Origin of the sequence: Rhodococcus sp. NPDC019647 (assembly GCF_044389235.1) — a bacterium.
Classification (GTDB): Bacteria; Actinomycetota; Actinomycetes; order Mycobacteriales; family Mycobacteriaceae; genus Rhodococcus_F; species Rhodococcus_F oxybenzonivorans.
In genome coordinates this window covers 43,369-60,037 of sequence record NZ_JBIRXS010000022.1, presented here as the reverse complement: position 1 = coordinate 60,037, position 16,669 = coordinate 43,369, and the positions used below count along the sequence as shown (strand labels likewise).

The following is a 16,669-nucleotide window of genomic DNA, read 5'->3' as shown; positions in this document are numbered from 1 at the left end:
GCTACGATTCGTCCACCACATCCGCCGGCCGCTTGTCTTCCCGCAACCCACGCCAGCTCGGGTGCCGTAGTCGTCCGGCGCCGGTCCATTCCATGAATCGCACCTCCCCCACCAGGGTGGGTTTCACCCACACCGCACCTTTACGGTCCGCGGTCGGGAGGACGTCGACGAAGGGGCTGGTTTCGGTCTCGAGCGGACCGAGGGTGGATGCGAGTTCGTCCAGGTCGCGCTGGGTGAATCCGGTACCCACCCGGCCCACGTAGCGCAGTCCGCCGTCCTGGGGGATTCCGAGAAGGATGGAACCGATCCCCCGGGAACGGCCGCCCTGCCCGCGCCGCCAACCTCCTATCACCGCTTCCTGGGTCCGCCAGTTCTTCACCTTGATCCAGCTCGACCCACGCTTGCCCGGCAAGTACACGGACTCACGACGTTTGGCCACCACACCTTCCCAACCGCGGCGGCCACTCTCCTCCAGCGCCTCCTCCGCCGTACCGTGCAGCTGCGGCGGCACCACGAGGTCGTCGACTTTCGCGGCGAGGGCTTCGAGCACCCGACGGCGGTCCGTGTACTTCTTCCGCAGCAACGACACACCGTCCAGGTACAGCACGTCGAACGCCAGGAAGTGGGGTTCATTTCCTTGTTGGAGCAGGCTGAAACTGGTGATTCCGTGCCGATCGAAGGCGACCACCTCACCGTCGAGCACGACGTCGTGGTCGGCGAGAGCGTCTGCAAGCCAACCCAATCCAGGGTAGTCGCGGGTCTTGTCGTTACCTGCCCGGCTGCGCAGACGCACGTCTCCCCCACCGATCTCGGCGATCACTCTGATGCCGTCCCATTTACCCTCGAAAGCCCATTCCGCTGGATCGAGCCCGTCGAGGGTGCCCGGCGTGGCCAGCATCGGTGAAAGATCCCGTGGCAGTTCGGCGGATGTCGACTCACCCGTCGACTGGTCCTTCATCAAATGCATCAACCACTGGTCACCTTTCGTGCGGATCAGCGCGAAACGACCCTCCACCTGCTCGCCGTGCAACTGCACGATCACTTCGTCGTCGCGCCACTTCTCGACGTCGTATGTGCCGGTGTCCCAGATCGTCATTGTTCCGCCGCCGTACTCCCCCTTCGGGATGGTGCCCGAGAAGGTCAGGTATTCGAGCGGGTGGTCCTCGGTGTGGACGGCCAACCGGTTCTCACCAGTCGAGGTGGGCACATTCTTCGGCACCGCCCACGACACCAGCACTCCGTCGCGCTCCAGCCGGAGGTCGTAGTGCAGGCGCCGGGCATGATGTTCCTGAATGACGAAACTGTTGCCCGCACCGGGGTTGACCTTGTCCGGCATCGGTTCCGGGGTTCGGCTCGGGTCGCGTTTGCGGCGATAGTCAGCCAGCGTCGCCTCGTTCTCCCACGGCGGGTCGAGATCGGCCAGCAGGTCACCGTCGGTCTCCCACCGCGCGAGCACTTCCGTGAAGCTCAACTGCCGTAACTCCGGATCGTCGAGTTCGTCCCAGCTGCGGGGCGCCGCGACCAACGGCTGCGGTCGTCCCCGCAACGAGTACGGCGCGATGGTCGTCTTCGACGGATTGTTCTGACTCCAGTCGACGAACACCTTCCCGGCGCGAACCGCTTTGGCCATCGTGGCGGTGACCAGGTCGGGCATCAGCTTCTCCAGGCCCGTCGCCACCTGCTTCGCGACGGTCGACGCCCCCGACCCCTCCAACTTCCGGTCGAGGGGCACATACAGGTGAATGCCCTTGCTGCCGCTCGTCACCGGGAAGGCGGTCCAGCCGAGCTCGGCTACGAGGTCCCGGACGGCGCGGGCAACCTCGGCGCATTCCGGCAGACCCACGCCCGGTCCCGGGTCGAGGTCGAACACGATCCGGGTGGCCGGTCCACGCCGCGACCCGTCGAATCGCCACTGCGGCACGTGGATTTCGAGCGCGGCCTGCTGACCCGCCCAGGCGAGCGCCGCCACAGAGTTGAGAATCGGATAGTGCACGGAACGGTCGGAGTGTTCCAAGGCCCGTCGTTCAAGCCAGGCAGGGGCCGAAGCGGCCAGGTTCTTCTCGAAGAACGGGTCGCTCTCCACGCCGTTCGGCCAACGTTTACGGGTGGCGGCCCGATCGAGGATGTGGGGAATCATCGCGGGCGCGATGCGCGTGTAGTACTCGATCACCTCACGCTTGGTGGTGCCCGACTCGGGGTAGAGGACCTTGTCCAGGTTGGTCAGTGACAGCCGATGTCCGTCGACCGTCACCTGCCGGGTTCCCGTGTTCGCCATCGACACCCTTCCGCCGCCAATACATACATATTGTGCGCTGCGGAAGGATTTTCCTCGCTCCGATTCCGGGTCCGGCAGGTGTGTCGGTCAGCCGTACAGCTCCACGAACGTCTGCAGCGACTTCTCGATGTCGCCCTTCAATGCCTTCGCGACACCCGAGCCGATGGGTCCGAACAGCGGCGCGCCGCCCAGCTCGATGGTGAACACCACCTCGGAGCCACCACCCTTCGCCTTCACTTCCAGCGTGAGGCCGAGCTTCACGCCGCCCTTGCCGTCACCCTTCAGCACAAGTCGCCGCGGAGCGTCGTACTCCTTGATGGTCCACTTCACCCGGTTCCGCAGCCCCTTGACCGTGACGACGGAGCTCAGAACCGTACCAGCGGTGAGCGTTTCGGGAAGCTCGCTGCGCCAGCCGTCGTGCACCACGAACCACTTGTCGAACTCCTGCAGATTCGATGCCTTGTCCCAGGTGTCCTGGGGAGTCAGCGGGACGTCCGTCTCGACCGTAAGTTTCGCCATCGCTGCAGCCTAGCCGCCTGTGAGTACTTATTAACCGCGGGCGGTTAATAAGTACTCACAGGGGGATCAGTGCGAGACCGCCTTCTCCACGCCGACACCGGTGAGTGAACGGACCTCCATCTCCGCCTGCTTGGCGGGATCCTCCGCCTTGCTGCGACCGATGTAGGTGCCGACGGCGCCCAGCAGGAACGCGAGCGGAATGGACACGATGCCGGGGTTGGCCAGCGGGAAGAAGTCGAAGTCGGCGGACGGGAACATCGACGACTTCTTGCCGGACACCGCCGGGGAGAAGACGATCAACACGAGGCAGCTGATGAGGCCGCCGTAGATGCTGAACAGCGCACCGGTGGTGTTGAACTTCTTCCAGAACAGGGAGTACAGCAGCGTCGGCAGGTTGGCCGAAGCGGCGACGGCGAATGCGAGCGCCACCAGGAACGCGATGTTCTGCCCCATCGCGAGTATGCCCAGGATGATCGACACGACGCCGATCACGACGACGGTGATGCGCGACACCCGTACCTGCGACTCCTCGGAGGCGTTACCGCGCTTGACGACACTGGCGTAGATGTCGTGGGCGAACGATGCCGAGGCCGTGATCGCCAGGCCCGCGACCACTGCGAGGATGGTCGCGAACGCGACCGCGGAGATGACTGCAAGGAAGATGGTGCCGCCCAGTTCGAATGCGAGCAGCGGCGCGGCCGCGTTCTCACCGCCGGGCGCGGCGAGGATGGCGTCCGGTCCGACCATCTTGGCGGCGCCGTAACCAAGGACCAGCGTGAACAGGTAGAACGCGCCGATCAGTCCGATTGCCCAGGTGACCGAGCGGCGAGCTTCCTTGGCGGTGGGGACCGTGTAGAACCGCATCAAGACGTGCGGAAGGCCGGCGGTTCCCAGAACCAGCGCGATACCGAGCGAGATGAAGTCGAGCTTGCTCATCGAGCTGATGCCGTACTTGGCACCGGGACTGAGCATGTCACGGCCCGCGATCGCCTCGTTCGTGGAACCGGCGGCCGTGGCCTGCGCGTCGGCGAGCAGCTGCGAGAAATTGCCGCGCACCGCGAACAGGACGAGGAAGAACATGACACCGGCACCGAGGACGAGTAGCACCGCCTTGACCATCTGCACGTAGGTGGTGCCCTTCATGCCACCGACGAGCACGTAGACGATCATCAACGCACCGACCACGGCGACAACGACGGCCTGGCCTACCTTGCCGTCGATGTTGAGCAGTAGCGCGACGAGTCCGCCGGCGCCCGCCATCTGCGCGAGCAGGTAGAACAGCGACACGACGAGCGTGGAGAGCGCCGCGGCCATGCGCACCGGGCGCTGCTTCAGCCGGAAGCTCAGCACATCCGCCATCGTGAACCGGCCGGTGTTGCGGAGGAGTTCGGCAACCAAAAGTAGAGCCACCAGCCAGGCGACGAGGAAGCCCACCGAGTACAGGAATCCGTCGTACCCGTACACCGCGATGGCTCCGGCGATACCGAGGAACGACGCCGCCGACAGGTAGTCGCCGGCGATGGCGAAACCGTTCTGCGGTCCGGAGAACTGACCGCCACCGGTGTAGAAGTCCGAGGCCTTCTTGGTGGTGCGGCTCGCACGGATCACGATGGTCATCGTGATCACGACGAAGGCCGCGAAGATCGCGATGTTGAGGAGCGGGTTGCCGACGTCGGTACCGGCCGCGAGGGTGGTAATCACTTGACGGGTCCTTCCAGCTCTTCACGGATGGCGGCGGATCGGGGATCGAGTTCCCGGTTGGCGAACCGCACGTACAGGGCGGTGATCGCGAAGGTGGTCACGAACTGCCCGAGGCCGAGGATGATGCCGAGGTTGATGTTGCCGAGCACCTTGGTAGCCATGAAGTCGGAGGCGTAGGTAGCCAGGAGCACATACGCCGCATACCAGGCGAGGAAGAACGCCGTCATGGGGAAGACGAACCTACGGAGGCGGCGCCGCAACTCCTGAAATTCGGGACTCGCCTGCATGTCGAGGAAGGCTTGCGCATCAGGGGTGCGCCGCTCTTGCGACGCTCCCTCGCTGATATCGGCTGTGGTCACTGCTGGCTCCTTGGTCGCACGCGTGAAGTGAACTGAAAATCGACGGTACTGAGAGGTGAGTCACAACAACATAGTGTGGCGGCAGTCACACGCCGAACTGTCGGAGTGTGCGCCGAACGGTTACCCGACCGCGACGAGCGGCTTCACCCCTCGTGCGCCTTTCTGGTCGCTGGAGCTACCAAAAAGGCTCACGGGGAGCGGAGCTCCCTCTCGCGGTCGGAGCCGACACCGAGGCGCTCGGGGGCGTGCATGCGGGTGAAGATTCGGCTGAGGTCGGCGGGGATCTGCCGCTTCGTCATCTTGCTGACCAGCACCATCGTGGCGAAGGCCAGCGGCACGCTGACCGCAGCAGGGTAGGCGACCATCGCGGCGGGCCAGCCGTCGGCGATGTCGTCGGGGACGCCGCCCACCACGACGACCGCTGCGGCAGTACCGGCGACGAGTCCCCCGGCCGTCATCCCGGAGCCCGCCCCCGCCGCGGTGAGTCCGCGCCACCAGATGCCGAGGACGAGTAAGGGACACAGCGTCGACGCTGCGACCGCGAAGACCAGGCCGACAGTTCGGGACAGGTCGAGCGACGTCACCGCCAACGACAGCGCCAGTGGCACGACCCCGGCGAGGGTCGCGGCAATCCGGAAGTCGCGGACCCGTCCGCGCAGCACATCGGTGCTGAGGACCCCCGCGATGCTGACGAGCAGTCCGGACGACGTGGACAGGAAGGCGGCGATCGCACCGGCGGCGACGAGCGCGGCCAGCAGCTGACCGCCCCAACCGGAGAACACCGAGCCGGGCAGCAGGAGCACCGCGGCGTCGGAGGTACCGGTGATCAGCAGTTGTGGCACGTACAGCCGCGCGAACACGCCGAGCAGCGTCGGGAACAGGTAGAACACCCCGAGCAGTCCGACGACGGCGAGGGACGTCAACCGCGCCGCCCGCCCGTCGGGATTGGTGTAGAACCGGACCAGGACGTGCGGAAGCCCGAGCGTGCCGAGGAATGTGGCAATGATCAGCGAATACACCTGATATGTCGGATGCCCGCCCCCGAAACCCCATCCGGGCGTGATCCAGTCGGAGTTGTCGGCTGGTGCGCCCGCGACGACGGGTACGGGCGACCCCGCTTCGAGGGTCATCGACGTGCCCTCGCCGAGATGGTGTTCACCGGGCGCCAGCGTGACGTCTTCCGAGTTCTCCACTCCGTCGATCGTTCCCGACCCCCCGACCGTGACGGGAGCCGAAACCTGCACGACGACGTCGGTGGTGATGTCGACAGTGGTCTGCTCGTCGACGGTGGGCGGTGCGGGTGCACCCAATTCGTGGGAGTCGGCGAAGAAGTACACGGACAACACCAGCGCCGGTACCGCGACCGCGGTCAGTTTGAGCCAGTACTGGAACGCCTGCACGAAGGTGACGGACCGCATGCCGCCGCCCACCACGTTCGCGATGACGATGACCCCGACCACCGCCGCTCCGACCCAGCTCGGGACGCCGAGGAGGATGTTCAGCGTGAGACCGGCCCCCTGGAACTGCGGGACGAGGTACAGCGCGCAGACGACGGCGACGACGATCATGGCGAGGGTACGAACCCGAGCCGAGCCGAGCCGGAACTCGGCGAAGTCGGGCACCGTGTAGGCCCCCGACCTCCTCAGCGGCGCCGCGACGAACAGCAGCAGGCCCAGGTATCCGGCCGTGAACCCGATCGGGTACCACAGTGCGTCGGCACCGTACTTGGCGATGAGCCCGGCGACTCCGAGAAAGGATGCGGCCGAGAGGTATTCACCGGAGATCGCGGCGGCATTCCAGCGCGGGCCGACGCTACGCGAAGCGACCAGGAAGTCGGACGTGGTGCGGGCCAACCGCACGCCGTAGATTCCGATGGCCACGGTGGCGACGGCCGCCGCAGCCAGACCGGCCAACGTGAGCCAGGGAATCGGCTGGTCGGTGGTCACGGCGTGCTCAGTCGTCCACGAGTTCGGTGAATTCCTGCTCGTTGCGCTCGGCCTGCCGGATGTAGACCCACCCGGTCGTCAGGAGCACCGGATACACCAGGGCGCCGAGCACCACCCACGGCAGGCGAATCCCCAGCACGGTCGCCTCCGACACCGCGGGGAACGACAGCAGGACAACCGGTACCGCGCACAGCACTCCTGCCGCGAGGACGGCGAGCCGGACAGCGAGCCACAGCTGGGCCCGGACGAGCCCGCGGATCATGGCGTCCCCGACCTCGGTCTGTTCCTGGACCTCGACACGGGTACGCACGATGCGGGCCCCACGCCGCTGCGCCAGCACCACTCGAACCCGTTCGGGCGAGCTCATCGCGCGGTCCACGACTGTTTCGGTGCCCGGACCAGGCGATCCTTGAGAATTCGCGTGTGCCGTCGACTGACCGGCAATTCGACGGGCGGCAGATCACCGTGCGGGCGTAGACAGACGACGAGGCCGTTGCCGACGGTGCGAATTCCGGTAACCAGCGGCAGGGACACCAGGTAGGAACGGTGCACGCGGAGGAAACCGGCATCGGCCCAGCGGGCCTCCAGCGCGGAGATCGGGATGCGCACGAGATGTGAACGGTCGGCGGTGTGCAGTCGTGCGTAGTCACCGTCGGCTTCCACCCACTCCACCGACGAACGGTGTACCAGAGTGGTGACGCCGCCGAGCTCGACGGGGATCACCTCGTCGGACACCCCCCCGGGTGCGGCGGGTTCCTGTCGGCGCCGCCGGCCTTCGACGATCCGCCGCACGGACTCGGCGAGACGTTCCTCGCGCAACGGTTTGAGCAGATAGTCGACGGCACCGAGGTCGAACGCGTCCACAGCCCGGTCATCGTGTGCGGTGACGAACACGACCGGTGGGGGCGACGCGAAGTTCGACAGGATGCCGGCCAGCTCGAGGCCGTCGAGTCCCGGCATGTTGATGTCGAGGAACACGGCGTCGATGTTCCCGTCCTGGAGGATGCGCAGCGCCGTCGTGGCCTCCCCTGCGGTGCGGATTTCCCCGACGGCATCCTGCGCGCGCAGCAGGAACGCCAACTCGTCGAGGGCGGGTTTCTCGTCGTCGACGGCCAGCACGGTGAGCGGCGCGTCGCTTCCGGACGCTCGGGGGGCCATGTCGTCAGTGTCATTCACAACGGAACCGATTTTCGCACGGACCCCACCGAGTCACGGGCGGATCCCCTGCCGGAACTTGGGAACGCGCATGCTCACCTTGGTGCCCGCCCCGGGCGCGGTCTCCACGACCAGCCCGTAGTCGTTGCCGAAGGCGGCGCGCAGCCGGTCGTCGACGTTGGCGAGCCCGACGTGCGCCGCCTCCTTCATGCCGGACGACTCGGCGACCGCGTCGAGCGACCCCGACCGCAGCAGTTCCGGGTCCATCCCGATTCCGTCGTCCTCCACGCTGATCACGCAGTCCGTACCCTCGTCGGCGGCGACGATGGTGACGGTGCCGCCCTCGGGTTTGCCGGAGATGCCGTGCCGCACCGCGTTCTCCACCAGCGGTTGCAGCGCAAGGAACGGCAACACCACATTGAGCACCTCGGGGGCCACCTGCAGGGTGACGGCCAGCGTGTCACCGAATCGGGCGCGTTCGAGGGTGAGGTAACGATCGATGTTGCGGAGTTCGTCCGCCAGCAGGGTGTACTCCCCCGCCGACCGGAACGAATACCGGGTGAAATCGGCGAACTCGAGGATCAGTTCCCTGGCCCGGTCGGGATCGGTGCGCACGAACGACGCCACCGTGTTCAACGCGTTGTAGATGAAGTGCGGGCTGATCTGTGCGCGCAGCGCCCGCACCTCGGCGCGGTCGAGTCGCGCGCGAGACGCATCCAGGTCGGCCAGTTCGATCTGACTGCACGCATACCGGGCCACCTCGGTGACGGCGCCCAGCATGCCGGGCCCCGGGTCCTCCGTGGTGACCACCCCGAGCACTCCCACCACGCCGGTGGCCTCGATGAGCAGGGGCTGGGCGATCAGCGCCCGCACCCCGTGGTCACCGGCACTGCGAACCAGTCCGCCGTAGGCGACGAGCACCCGGCGCTCACCGTCGACGGCCCGGCTCGCCGCATCGTGGAGTTGTTCCGCCAACGCCTCGTGGGGGCCGTTCCAGGCGAGGAGGTGCCCGGCGGCATCGAAAATCGCGAGGGCCTGGGCGCCCGTAAGCAGGCGCAGATGCGGCGCCGCCTCCTGCGCCGAGGTCTCGTCGAGTCCCCGCCGCAACGATCCGGCCGCCAGCGACGCCGTGTGCAAGGTCGTGTGGACCGCTCGTTCGGTGGGTGTGGTCAGCTCCTGCCTCGCCCGCAACCACTGCAGCAGCCCGCGACGGCTCATTCTCCGGCGTCCAGTCGAGCGACCAGCGTTTTCGGGGCCACGGTGCGGTAAGCCTCCTCCACGATGTCGGCGAGGTCGCGCCAATCCTGCGGCACGTCGAGGTACACACCTACCCACCCGCGCCCGCCGACGTACGGCGGCACGAAGAAGCGCTCCTCGTCGCGCCGAACCCAGTCCTGCTGCGCGCCTGCGGGAGCGGCGGCCCAGAACGACAAGCGGTCGTCGTGGTGATGGTCTGCGAGAGTCGCGAATTGGGGTGACCGGCGGACGAACCACGCGGGTTCTCCGTGACTGACGCGTTCGGTCGCCTCGGGCAACGCCAGGCACAACGCCCGCAGCCGGTCGATCACCGATTCGCTCACCGTGCGCCGCCGTCACAGGTGTTCGGCGCCTGCTCACCGGCGAAGCGGTCGGCAATCCATTGCACCGCACCAGGCACGGCCCGTCCGTCGGCGTGCCCCTCCCCGGGACGGGATTCGAACTCGATGACGTCGCCCTGCGCACACGCCTTGTCGACGGCTTCCGAAGTCCACTGCGGCAGAATGAGATTGTCTCGCTCACCGACCACGACGAGCATCGGGCCCTCGGCACGCTCGCGTGGCAGCGCGATCTCCTCGAGCCAGCCGTTCATCCGCGCGGCGGCGGCCTCCGTACGCGGTCCGGTGTCCTCCGGAGTGAGCTGGGTTGCCACAGTCCACTTCTCGGAAAGTCTCGCCGTGACACACGACAGCGTGATCTCCTGATTGTCGGCGAGCGCGCCGCGCATGTAGTCGGCCGGATCGAGGTCCGGATGGAACACCGAGAGTCCCTCGAGCAGATACGGCAGGAACATCTTCTGCGGCAACGACAACGGGGCTGCGGTTCCCTCCGCCATGATGCCCGACAGATCAGCCGCGGGCGACAGGTTGGCCGAACCCACGAATTCGAGCCCGTCCCCGTAGTCGTCCGCGTGTTCGGCCGCCGCCCACGACGCCTGACCGCCCTGGGAAACCCCGAGGGCCGCCCAGCGCGTCGAGGCCTCGGGCACCACGTTGCGGGCCGCGCGGACGGCGTCGATGAGGTTGTATGCCGCGGTGACGGGTTCGAGGTAGGGATGCGGGCCGTCGGTGCCGAGACCCTGGTAATCGCTGACGGTCACCACATACCCCCTCTGCAAGAGCGGCACGACGAGTCCGGTGGTGCCCGACAGCGTCGGTGACGCCGACGGCGCGCAGTCGTCGGTGACCCCGGTCGTGCCGTGCCCCACCGTGACCACCGGCCAACCGCCCTCGGGAGCGGGCCCTGCCGGTGTGAACACGGTGCCCACCACTTCGGTACCGGCCCCGTCGACCCCCGACGTCGACCGATAGACGACGCGGGTTGCCGTTGCTCCCAGATTCGTGATCGCCGGGTCGATGTCGGCCACGGGGGTCTGCGCGGTGAGCGCGCCGCGGTCGTCCCCGGTGGGGGCCGACGGCAACGCGGCGGTGGAGGTCGCTGCGGGAGCGGAGGGCGGCGGAACGGTCGCCCCGTCTGCGCCGCACCCTGCGAGCACCACGACCCCGGTGAGGGCGAAGATCACGGGCCATCCCGCACGCCGCCTCGACAAACCTGTCATCGCGCACCCCATTCTCGACGCCGTCGGACCCGCTCTTCTGCTGCTGCCTCTTCCACGTCGAGGCTTTCCAATACGGTACGCATTACCTCGTCGTCGAGACTGCCCGCGTCACGGGCATCGATCAACGCCTGCCGCTGCGCACGCAGCGCTGCCCGGCGAATGTCGTCGAACACCACGCCGGCCCGCGCCTTTTCGCCGGGCTCTTCCGCTTCTTCGGCCTGCAGGCGTGCCCGCATCGACCGGCGTACCCGCGACAGAATGTCGGTCACCTCTGCGGAGTCGATTCCCGAGGGCGGATGCTGGGCGCAGTCGTCGAGAAACCGTTCGCCGGCCTCGCGTGAAATGGTGCGCGCGTGCTTCACCTGTTCTTCTTCCCGTTGACGTTCGAGGGGATCTGCCAGATCGAGCATTCGAATCAGCAACGGCATGGTGGCGCCCTGGATGAGCAGGGTTCCCACCGCGACGACGAAGGCGATGGCCTGGATGACTTCCCGTCCCGGGAAAGGCGCTCCGCTCGCGACCGTCATCGGAATTCCCGCCGCTGCCGCGATCGTGACGACTCCGCGCATGCCGGCCCACGACACGACAAGGCTTTCGCGCCAGCCGAGTTCCACCGTGTCGCCCGGTGTACGTACCACCAGACCGATGTGGCGGCGAAACCGGTGCAGCAGTATCCACGCCGGTCGCACCGCCATCACCACGACGAGGACTGCGAACCCGTAGAAGAAGATGTGGTGCACCGGCAATCCGTTGTCGCGGACGTCGACGATGACGAACTTGAGTTGCAACCCCATGTAGGCGAACACGAACATCTCGAGCACGAGATCCACGCCTTCCCAGAGGGACCGCTCCTGTATTCGGGTGGACACCGAGGCGTCGGTTGCCTTGTGGCCCATCAGGAACCCGGCCGTGACCACCGCGAGAACGCCGGAGGCGTGCAGTTGCCCGGCGGCGAGGTACGCCGCGAAGGGAAGCATCAGCCCCAGGACCGTTCCAGTGGCGAGTCGTACATGCGGCGCCGCACCCACTCGACGATCTTGGCGAGGACCAGCCCGACGAGCACTCCGCCGATCACCTCGTAGGCGAAGTACAACACCGGGTGAACCGGTACATCCGTCCCGACCACGGCCGAGACGGCCACGGCGAACAGTGTCAGGGCGGTGGCGTCATTCACCAGGCCCTCACCGGTGAGAATGGCGATCACCCGATTCGGCAGCCCCAGCCGGCGGCCGACGGCGACAGCGCTGACCGCGTCCGTCGGCGCGACCACCGCCCCGAGTACCAGTGCAGCCACCAACGTCAACTCGGGCGACAACCACGAGGCGAAGAACGCGACGGCGAATGCCGTCGCCAGCACGGTGAAGATGCCGAGCCGCAGAATCGGCCCGAGGTGGCGACGGAAGGTGGCCACCGAAAATTTGAGGGCCGCCGAGTACAACAGCGGCGGCAGCACTACTCCGAGGATGGCCTCGGGATCGAGTTCGAGGCGCGGAAGGCCGGGAATGAAGGAGGCGATCGCGCCGATCGTGACCAGAACGAGGGGCGGCTGCAGATCGCGGCGCTTCGCGAGACTCGTCACCGCGATGGCCGCGATGATGACGAGAAGCACGAGGACGCCGTTCACAGTTCGATTGTGCCGTGCCCGCCCCGAGCTCGCGGCTCATCACCGCGGACGCATCCGGGCCCCGGTTCGAGAACCGGGACCCGGACAGGTCTGAAGGGAAGGACGGTCACTCCTTCGGAGGAACTGCCTTCTTCGCCGCGTCGGCAGCCTTGTCGATCTTGTCGCTGTACTTGCGACCGGTCTTGCTGTTCGCGATGTCGGCAGCCTTGTCGATGGCGCCGTGAACCTTGTCCGCGTTCTGCGAGGCCGCAACCTTCCCCTTGCCCAGCAGGCCCTTCAGTGTATTGGCGAAACTCATCGTTCTTCCTCCTCTGTGCTTGCGCACATTGCGTCTGCGCGAGATCGAACACTCGCAGCGCACCCAGTCTCACAGCATCGAGCCGGGGACGCCAACGCTCCCGTTATCAGGGCGCGAGCCACCGCCCTCAACGGCGGCCCGGCAGATCCGCCGGTGGCGCAAAGAGTCGTCGATGCTCTCCGTGGAGGCGGCCCGTCACCCACCACGCCAGCTCCACCAGAACCACCCCGACGAGACCGCAGGTGAGCGCCGACGTGGTGGCAGCCACGTTGGTCGGGTCGAGCTCGAAGAACGTCCGCGTGAAGGGGAGGGCGAACAGGATGAGGTACGCCGCAACGGACCCGAATATCAGGACCAGTTTCCACCACACGTACGGGCGTGCGACGACGGCGAGCACCCACAGCGCGATCATGATGAGTGTGATTAGTGCCGACGTACCCGCCTGCACCTTCTGCGTCTGGGTCTGCTCGGGCCCGGCGTAGACCAGGAGGTACGAAATGAACGTGGTGACACCGATGATGACGCCCGACGGCACCGCCAGCCGCATCACCCGTGGGACGAAGCCGGAGCGGGCACGTTCGTTGTTGGGAGCCAGCGAGAGGATGAATGCGGGGATACCGATGGTGAACCAGGCCGCGATGGTCACGTGCCTCGGCAGGAAGGGGTATGGGACCGGTTCGAAATCGAAAATCTGCGACAGCGCACCCGTCAGGCCGATCAGGAACGCCAGCAACACCGAGTAGACGGTCTTGGTGAGGAAGAGGTTGGAGACGCGTTCGATGTTGCCGATCACCCGGCGACCCTCACCGACCACGTACGGCAAGGTGGCGAACTTGTTGTCCAGCAACACGATCTGTGCCACCGCCCGCGTCGCGGGGCTTCCCGATCCCATCGACACGCCGATGTCGGCGTCCTTGAGCGCGAGAACATCGTTGACACCGTCACCCGTCATCGCCACCGTGTGGCCGCGAGATTGCAACGCTGCCACCATTTCCCGCTTCTGATCCGGCCGCACCCGGCCGAACGTGGTGGATTCTTCGAGAGCATCGGCGAGGGCCTCGGGTTCCGATGGGAGGGTGCGGGCGTCCACGGGTCGGTTCCCACCCGGAAGGCCGAGCGATCCGGCCACGGCACCGACCGACACGGCGTTGTCCCCGGAAATCACCTTGACCGTGACGTTCTGACCCGCGAAGTACTCGAGGGTGCCGCGCGCATCGGGTCGCACCCGCTGCTCGAGGATCACGAGGGCGCGAGGCGTGACAACTCCCGGCGCCGCCGGATGGTCGACCGGAACGTCTCCGCTGCCGAGGAGCAGCACCCGCAGTCCCGACGCACCCGCCCGCTCCGCCTCCCGTGCCATGGCGCTGCCCGGGTCGAGGAGAACGTCCGGTGCGCCGAGCACCCAGTTCCCGTGGGAACCGTACGACTGTCCGCTCCATTTCTTCGCCGAGGAGAACGGCGCCTCCGCCGTGGCGTCGCCCCAGCCGGGATCGTCCGGGAACGCCTCCTTGATCGCCAGGACACTGGCGTTGGGGCGTGGATCGTCGGCGGCCAGGGCAGCGAGTGCGGCGCCGGCCGGACCGACATCTTCGGCTACAGCGCAACGCAATTCGGACAGGCGCATCCCGTTCTCGGTAAGCGTGCCCGTCTTGTCGGCGCACACCACGTCGACCCGGGCGAGCCCTTCGATGGCGGGCAACTCCTGCACCAGACACTGACGCCGGCCGAGCCGGACCACGCCGACGGCGAACGCGATCGACGTCATCAGCACCAGCCCCTCGGGCACCATCGGCACCAGTGCGGCCACCATGCCGTTCAACGCCGGTCGCAACGCCTGACCGCTCGAGAACAGCTGGTTGTAGATGATGAGCAGCCCCGCCGGAATCATTAGGTACGTGATGAACTTCAGAATCGTGTCGATGCCGCTGCGTAACTCCGAATGTACGAGTGTGAACTTACTGGCCTCCTCCGCCAGTTTCGCGGCATATGCGTCACTGCCGACCTTCGTCGCCCGATAGCAGCCGCTACCGGCGGCAACGAAACTCCCCGACAGAACCGGATCACCCACCGCCTTGTGCACCGGGTCGGCCTCGCCAGTGAGCAGCGATTCGTCGATGTCGAGCACGCTCGCCTCCACCACGACACCGTCGACGACGATCTGGTCGCCCGATCCCAGCTCGATGAGGTCGTCGAGCACCACTTCCCGAGGCGCCATCGCGACGGCCGATCCGTTGCGGCGCACCACCGGTTTGGTCTGGCTGACGATGGCAAGTTCGTCCAGAGTCCGCTTGGCGCGGATCTCCTGGATGATGCCGATGCCACTGTTCGCGATGATGAGCAGCCCGAACATCCCGTCGATGATCGAACCCGTCGCCAGAACGATGGCGAACAGTATGCCGAGGATCGCGTTGATCCGGGTGAAGACGTTGGCGCGCACGATGTCGCGGATCGACCGGCTGGCGCGGTCCGGCACGTCGTTGGTCTTGCCTGCGGCCACCCGCTCGGCGACCTGGTCGGCGGTCAAGCCGTGCGCAGCGAGGACGGCAACGCCGTCCGTACCGGTCTCGTCGTACGCCATGGTCCACAGGCTACGCAACGGGGCGGCGACAGGCGGTCATCCCGCCTCGAGAACCATCCCGGCCCGCTCCGGCAGCGTGAACGCCGCACCGGCGGCCACGAGGAATGCTGCCGCGAACACGGCGAACACCAGTGCGTTTCCCCCGCCGATCAGCAGCCAGGGAACCATCAACGGCGCAAGGATCGACGCTATCCGGCCGAAGGCCGCCGCCGCACCCGTCCCTGCCGCCCGCACCGACGTCGGATACAGCTCCGGACCGATCGCATACAGCGCACCCCACGCGCCGAGGTTGAAGAACGACAACATCATTCCGGCGGCCACGATGGTGGTGGGCGTATCCGCGAGTCCGAACAGCCCTGCCGCCACCGCGGAGCCGAGGAGGAACGTGGCGAGCGTGCTGCGGCGGCCCCACACCTCGATCAGCCAGGCGGCGACCGCATAACCGGGCAGTTGGGCGAGCGTGATGAACAACGTGTACTGAAACGACTTCACAAGGTCGAATCCCTGGTTGACGAGCAGGCTCGGCAGCCAGATGAAGGCGCCGTAATAGGAGAGGTTGATACAGAACCACACCGTCCACAGCGCGGCCGTCCGGGACCGCAGCCGCGGCGACCAGATCGACTCTGCCGGGGGCTGCGGGGTGGCGCTGTCGGGGCCGGCAGCGTTGTCGGCGTTGCCACCATCGACCGCGGCCGTCACGCCCGCCGATTCCTCGAATGAGCGGACCGCGGCTTCCGCTTCCTCGTATCGGCCCTGTCGTTCGAGGAACCGCACCGACTCGGGCAGTCCGATCCGCACCGCCACCGCGTACAGGGTGGGGACGAGTCCCACGGCCAGTGCCCATCGCCATCCGTCGTCACCGAGAGGGATGACGAAGTAACCGATCAGCGCGGCCAGAATCCAGCCGAGCGCCCAGAACGCCTCGAGCGCCACCACGACGCGCCCCCGCACCTTGCGCGGCGCATACTCGCTGACCAGCGTCGACGCCACCGGAAGTTCCGCGCCCAAACCGAGGCCGACGACGAATCGCAGAACGAGTAGCAGAGCGACCGAACCGACGAGCGCGGTAGCACCGGTCGCGAGGCCGTAGACCAGCAGCGTGACCGCGAATACCTGGCGTCGTCCGATCCGGTCGGCGAGTAGCCCGCCGAGGGCAGCACCCACCGCCATGCCGACGAAGCCGATCGACCCGATCCACGACAGCTCCGTCGAACTCAGTTTCCACTGCACGGCCAGCGCCGCCATCACGAACGAGATGAGCCCCACGTCCATCGCGTCGAGCGCCCACCCCACGCCGGAGCCGAGCAGCAGCTTTCCGTGCTTCCGGGTGAAGGGAAGCTCGTCCAGCCGCTGGGTTCGTGTGTTCATGGACCGGAAGTTAGCACCCGGCACCGCGTTC

At 67.0% G+C, this 16,669-nt stretch carries 13 protein-coding genes and 1 pseudogene; all 14 read right to left on the bottom strand.

Annotated elements, in window-relative coordinates; translation table 11 throughout:
• Position 1: 1 nt before the first annotated feature.
• Positions 2–2,275 (bottom strand): ATP-dependent DNA ligase, encoded by a 2,274-nt coding sequence (locus ACH49N_RS28370; RefSeq protein WP_358270840.1) that lies wholly within the window; start codon positions 2,273–2,275, stop codon positions 2–4.
• Between the two features lie 87 nt (positions 2,276–2,362).
• Positions 2,363–2,794: an SRPBCC family protein gene (locus ACH49N_RS28365; protein WP_159919961.1), complete on the bottom strand. Its 432-nt coding sequence runs from the start codon at positions 2,792–2,794 to the stop codon at positions 2,363–2,365.
• 66 nt (positions 2,795–2,860) lie between these two features.
• Positions 2,861–4,495 carry a cation acetate symporter gene (locus ACH49N_RS28360; protein WP_358270842.1) on the bottom strand — a complete coding sequence of 545 codons (1,635 nt, stop codon included), beginning with the start codon at positions 4,493–4,495 and terminating at the stop codon, positions 2,861–2,863.
• Complete coding sequence (locus tag ACH49N_RS28355) at positions 4,492–4,854, bottom strand: DUF485 domain-containing protein (RefSeq protein WP_159919957.1); 363 nt, start codon at positions 4,852–4,854, stop codon at positions 4,492–4,494. Before ACH49N_RS28355 ends, ACH49N_RS28360 begins: the two co-directional genes overlap by 4 nt.
• Positions 4,855–5,042: 188 nt before the next feature.
• Entirely contained in the window at positions 5,043–6,800 is a 1,758-nt protein-coding gene (locus ACH49N_RS28350; RefSeq protein ID WP_358270843.1) for a cation acetate symporter, read from the bottom strand.
• A gap of 7 nt (positions 6,801–6,807) precedes the next feature.
• Positions 6,808–7,167 carry a hypothetical protein gene (locus ACH49N_RS28345; RefSeq protein ID WP_159919953.1) on the bottom strand — a complete coding sequence of 120 codons (360 nt, stop codon included), beginning with the start codon at positions 7,165–7,167 and terminating at the stop codon, positions 6,808–6,810.
• Positions 7,164–7,976 carry a LytTR family DNA-binding domain-containing protein gene (locus ACH49N_RS28340; RefSeq protein ID WP_358270845.1) on the bottom strand — a complete coding sequence of 271 codons (813 nt, stop codon included), beginning with the start codon at positions 7,974–7,976 and terminating at the stop codon, positions 7,164–7,166. The genes ACH49N_RS28345 and ACH49N_RS28340 overlap by 4 nt, the downstream gene beginning before the upstream one ends.
• 33 nt (positions 7,977–8,009) lie before the next feature.
• Entirely contained in the window at positions 8,010–9,173 is a 1,164-nt protein-coding gene (locus ACH49N_RS28335) for a sensor histidine kinase (protein WP_109327510.1), read from the bottom strand.
• The gene (locus ACH49N_RS28330) at positions 9,170–9,535 is read right to left on the bottom strand and encodes an MmcQ/YjbR family DNA-binding protein (protein ID WP_250774867.1); all 366 of its coding nucleotides are present in this window, start codon (positions 9,533–9,535) and stop codon (positions 9,170–9,172) included. Before ACH49N_RS28330 ends, ACH49N_RS28335 begins: the two co-directional genes overlap by 4 nt.
• Complete coding sequence (locus ACH49N_RS28325; protein WP_358270847.1) at positions 9,532–10,770, bottom strand: lipase family protein; 1,239 nt, start codon at positions 10,768–10,770, stop codon at positions 9,532–9,534. The genes ACH49N_RS28330 and ACH49N_RS28325 overlap by 4 nt, the downstream gene beginning before the upstream one ends.
• Positions 10,767–12,394, bottom strand: a pseudogene (locus tag ACH49N_RS28320) (Na+/H+ antiporter). The gene ACH49N_RS28325 and the pseudogene ACH49N_RS28320 overlap by 4 nt, the downstream one beginning before the upstream one ends.
• A gap of 106 nt (positions 12,395–12,500) precedes the next feature.
• A complete protein-coding gene (locus tag ACH49N_RS28315) occupies positions 12,501–12,692 on the bottom strand; it encodes an antitoxin (RefSeq protein ID WP_358270848.1) in 192 nt (63 codons plus the stop codon).
• Positions 12,693–12,819: 127 nt separating this feature from the next.
• Positions 12,820–15,270 (bottom strand): HAD-IC family P-type ATPase, encoded by a 2,451-nt coding sequence (locus tag ACH49N_RS28310; RefSeq protein ID WP_358270850.1) that lies wholly within the window; start codon positions 15,268–15,270, stop codon positions 12,820–12,822.
• Positions 15,271–15,306: 36 nt separating this feature from the next.
• Positions 15,307–16,638, bottom strand: a complete 1,332-nt coding sequence (locus ACH49N_RS28305) for an MFS transporter (protein WP_358270852.1) — start codon at positions 16,636–16,638, stop codon at positions 15,307–15,309.
• Positions 16,639–16,669 lie beyond the last annotated feature (31 nt).